This is a genomic window from Pseudomonas sp., assembly GCF_035277045.1.
Lineage (GTDB): Bacteria > Pseudomonadota > Gammaproteobacteria > Pseudomonadales > Pseudomonadaceae > Aquipseudomonas.
Genome location: NZ_DATELE010000024.1, coordinates 1 through 4210, shown reverse-complemented (window position 1 = coordinate 4210; position 4210 = coordinate 1). Strand labels below are relative to the sequence as shown.

At 65.2% G+C, this 4210-nt stretch carries 5 protein-coding genes; 2 read left to right on the top strand and 3 right to left on the bottom strand.

The features are described from left to right. A partial coding sequence (locus tag VJS90_RS01235; RefSeq protein ID WP_324118256.1) for an inositol monophosphatase family protein occupies nt 1-341 on the top strand: 341 nt, incomplete at its 5' end. An 81-nt stretch (nt 342-422) separates the two neighbouring features. On the opposite strand, the gene VJS90_RS01230 is transcribed toward VJS90_RS01235, so the two are convergent. The 3 genes from VJS90_RS01230 to pnuC form a co-directional block, all read right to left on the bottom strand. After that, a complete protein-coding gene (locus VJS90_RS01230) occupies nt 423-2654 on the bottom strand; it encodes an LTA synthase family protein (protein ID WP_324118254.1) in 2232 nt (743 codons plus the stop codon). Between the two features lie 72 nt (nt 2655-2726). Next, nucleotides 2727-3248 carry an AAA family ATPase gene (locus VJS90_RS01225; protein ID WP_324118252.1) on the bottom strand — a complete coding sequence of 174 codons (522 nt, stop codon included), beginning with the start codon at nt 3246-3248 and terminating at the stop codon, nt 2727-2729. Continuing rightward, the gene (pnuC, locus tag VJS90_RS01220) at nt 3245-3811 is read right to left on the bottom strand and encodes a nicotinamide riboside transporter PnuC (protein WP_324118250.1); all 567 of its coding nucleotides are present in this window, start codon (nt 3809-3811) and stop codon (nt 3245-3247) included. Before pnuC ends, VJS90_RS01225 begins: the two co-directional genes overlap by 4 nt. Before the next feature lie 201 nt (nt 3812-4012). Here pnuC and VJS90_RS01215 point away from each other — a divergent pair. Next, nucleotides 4013-4210: undecaprenyl-diphosphate phosphatase (locus VJS90_RS01215; RefSeq protein ID WP_324118248.1), on the top strand; the 198-nt coding region annotated here is incomplete at its 3' end.

Sequence of the window (4210 nt, the reverse complement as noted above, 5' to 3'; positions counted from 1 at the left end):
CCGAGCTGTCGGCGGCGACCCTGATGTGCACGACTCCCGACATGTTCGACACCCCGGCGCGCAAGCAAGCCTTCGAGGCGGTGGCTGGCCAGGCCCGGCTGATGCGTTACGGCGGCGACTGCTATGCGTATTGCATGCTTGCCTCGGGCTTTGTCGACGTGATCGTCGAAGCCAGCCTGCAGCCATATGACGTGCAGGCGCTGATGCCGATCATCGAGGGCGCAGGCGGCGTCATCACCGCGTGGGATGGCGGTACCGCGCAGCATGGCGGGGCAGTGGTGGCGTGCGGTGACCCGGTGTTGCATGCCAAGGTGGTCGAGATGCTGCGGCACGCGATGTAGCGTTGCAATTGCCTTGTGGTGTCAGTGCTGGCCCCTTCGCTGGCCAGCACTGATGGCACGGGGTTCCTCCCACACCCTGCTTCAGCTCGAATGCGCCACGCTGTCCTCCGACAGCTCATCCTGCAGGTCCTCATCCCCCGCCAGCCGCGTGATCACGCTGAAGTCACTGATTTCCACCGACCCGGCGCCATACCCCAGCAGATGGAAGGAAAACGCCTTGCGCACCTGGGGGTTGTCGAAGCGGAATTCGAATTCCAGTGGCCGGTCGGCGGTGACCACCATTTCGCTGGGCAGGCCCACTTGCACATCCTGTTCGAACTCCTTGGCCTTGAGCTGAATGTAGGCATTGTGCTCGGGATCGAGCGTGCGCACTTTCAGGCGCACGCGGGTATAGCTGCCCTTGGGCATTTCCAGGTACTGGGCGCCGATCAGGTTGTCGGTCCAGTCGTCCCGCACGTTCTGGTGCAAGGGCAAGACGTCGGCGCTGCCGAACTGGTAGCGCTGGTTGAGCGGTGAGCCGATCAGGGAGCGGTCCAGCGCTTCTGCCCGGGCGGTCATGCGGCGGGCTCCGGCGGTGCTGTCGCGGCCGAGGTAGCTGGCTTGTGCAGCGATGAAACCTGCGCTGGCATAGCGGCGGCAACGCTCCTGGAAATCGCACTCGGTAAAGGTGCCCTGTCCATCGTGGTAGCGCAGCTTGCCGTTGGTGAACGACATCATCTCGCGCCCACGGGCGTAGTCGCGCAGCATCGAGCGGCCACTGAGGTGCTCGGGGATGGGCAGCGCGAAATAGTCGAGCAACGAGGCGGTAAGGTCGACATGACCGTACACGCCGGACTTGAGCCGGGGCAGTTGCTGCTGTTCAGGGGCGAGCATCAGGTTGAACCCCCACGAAGAGGCCAGGCGCACGCCCTCGATGCCGTGGGACTCGTCCGAGGTGACCACCACCAGGGTGTCCTTCATGATGCCGCGCCGCTCGAGCTCGTCCAGGAATGTGCCGACGGCGTCGTCCAGGTAGGCGACCGCTGCCTGCTTGCTGGTTTCATACCGGTCCAGGTATTCCTGGGGCGCGGAGTAGGGCTGGTGGGTGCCCACGGTCAGCAGCGTGAGCATCCAGGGCTGGTCCTTCTTGTCGATCTGCCTCACATACTCGAGCGCGCCTTCGAAGAAGGCCTTGTCGTCCTTGCCCCAGGCGAAGTCCAGGTGATTGGGGTTGCTGAACCACTCCAGGCCATGGGTCGACTCGAAGCCGATGTGCGGCATGATCTTGTCCTTGGCCATGAACCGCAGGCCTGCCCCCTGCAGGAAGTGCGTGGCGAACCCGTGCTGGCGCAGCTGGGCCGGCAGGCAGTCCTGGTTGCGCTGTTGCTGGGTCAGCAGCTCGACGCCCTTGGGGGTGCCGTTGTCGAACTTGTCGTAGTCGCCGCAGAGCATGGCGTACAGGCCGCGAATGGTCTGGTGGGAGTGCAGGACATAGTCCGGGGTGTTCATGCCACGCTCGGCCCAGCGGCTGAGGTTGGGCATGAGGTCTTCGTTGAAGCTGCTGTGCATGGCCTCGCGATTGGCCCGTACATAGGCGCCGGGGATACCTTCGAGGGTGATGATCAGCAGATTGCGTGCACGTCCCGGGGCATCCAGCAGCTTCTTGCCATCCAGGTCCGACCGGGTGAGCCCCTCCATGGGGGGCGTCTGCTGCGGGGCATCGCCGAGCCACAGGTTTTCAACCTCGCGCTGGACTTCGCCGACCGCGGCCGCCAGCAATTGGTGAGGCAGGTTGAACTGGCGCCATTGGTCGGCATCGCTGGGCGCCAGGTGCTCGGCGCCCCAGTGGGCGCCCAGCAGCAACAGGGGCGCGGCCCAGGCCAGGCGGGGCAGGGGCCTGGCCGGGCGCGTGCGGTTGAGCCAGCGCACCACGCACCAGAGGCCCAGGCCAGCGGCAAGCACGCCCGCCAGCCAGGCGTGGGCAAAACCGCCACCGGTCGAGTTCTCGACGAAGCTTGGGTCGAGCAGGTAGTGCAGATCCGAGACCGCCGGCAAGCGGCCGACGGCGCTGACCAGTTCGGCGGTCGCGATCGTCAGGCCAGCCCAGAACAGCAGTACCGTAAACGCCAGCCAGCCGCGGCGGCGATGCAATAGCAGCACCAGCAGGCTGCCAATGGCGAGGTCCGACAGATAGCCGTGCGGATCAGACCAGCCCAGCGCCAGGCGCAAGCAGACAGGCAGCACAAGGACCAGGCCGACGAGGCTCGCCAGTCGTGCATGGGGGTGTCGAATCCAGCCAGAGATGCCCTTCACAAAAATTAACCTTCCTGCCATCAAACCATCACATAAGTATGAGGGATGATAACAGGCGCGGTTCCGGGACGCGGCGCCAATGGCCGCACGGCCTCAAGCGAGCAGGCGCTCTACCGCGCGCAGTGCCTGGGCGCGCCGTTGCGGCCAGTCGCCCTCGATCACCTGAACCGGTTGCCCGTGCTGCTCAAGCCAGCGCTGGCTGTCGTCGAAGAACGCGCGGCGCGCGTCCAGTTGCGGCTGGCAGCGCTGGCCGTCGCCCACCCAGTCCACCCCTTCCGGGCTGAGCAACAGGTGCAGGTCGTAGCGCCGGGCCAGCAACGCCTGCTCGATCCAGGGCGGGCAGTCCCCGAACAGCACACGGCTCCAGAGCATGTTGCTGAGCAGATGGGTGTCGAGCACCAGCAGCCGCGGCGCCTGTTCGCGGGCGCGGTCTTCCCACGCCAGCTGGCCCCGCGCGATCGGTGTGATGTCGGCGAAGCAGGTGTCCCGCTGATGCTGGTCGATGAAGTGACGCACATGCTCGCCGACCACGTCGCCGCCAAAGTGCGCCTGGATCTCGCCGCTCAGCCAGCTCTTGCCGCTGGACTCGGGCCCGCACAGCACCAGGACCTTCATGCGGTCACCAAGGCGGGATCCCGCCGCCATTGCTGCCAGCCGCGCAGGGCGATGAGAGTGAAGAGGGCATAGAGCGCAGCGGTCAGGTACAACCCTTTGTAGAGGAACAGCCCGACAAAGATCACATCCAGCGCCGCCCACAGCGGCCAGCACTGCACGCGTTTCTGTGCCATCCACACCTGGGCAACCAGGCTGAAGCCGGTGAGGGCCGCGTCCAGCCACGGCTGCGCGGCGTCGGTCCAGGTGGCCATGGCAGCGCCCAGTACCAGGCTGGTCACCAGCCCCATCGCCAACCCGGCAAGCAGTGGCGTCGCGCCCAGGTAGCTGACCTGACGGGCATCCTCGACCCGTTCCGGGCGTGTCCATTGCCACCAGCCGTATAACTGCAGCACCGCATAGACCAGTTGCAGGAGCATGTCCGAGTACAGCTTGACCTCGAAGAAGATCCAGCTGTAGAGCAGCACCATCAGCAGGCCGATCGGCCAGCACCAGGGGTTCTGCCTGACGGTGAGCCACACGGCGATCACGCCGAGCGCGGCGGCGAAGAGTTCGAGGCCGGACATCGGCGTTCCTTGGCGTGCGAAGAAGGCCGCGATGCTACAAGCTTCGAGCGCTGCGCTTCAAGCCGTGTGGAGCCCGCAGCTGAACCGCTGTTGTCGAGAAGGTGCTCAGCACGAGCCATTGCCAGAGCTCTCTGGTAGGATCTCGGCCGCGTCAATCAATCGTCAACGGACCTGCACTGCGCAGCGTTTCATGGGGGAAACATGGATTTTTGGAGCGCCTTGCAGGCAGTCATACTGGGTATCGTCGAGGGCTTGACCGAGTTCCTGCCGATTTCCAGTACCGGCCACCAGATCATCGTGGCCGACCTGATCAATTTTGGTGGTGAGCGGGCCATGGCCTTCAACATCATCATCCAGCTGGGTGCGATTCTCGCGGTTGTCTGGGAGTTTCGCCGCAAG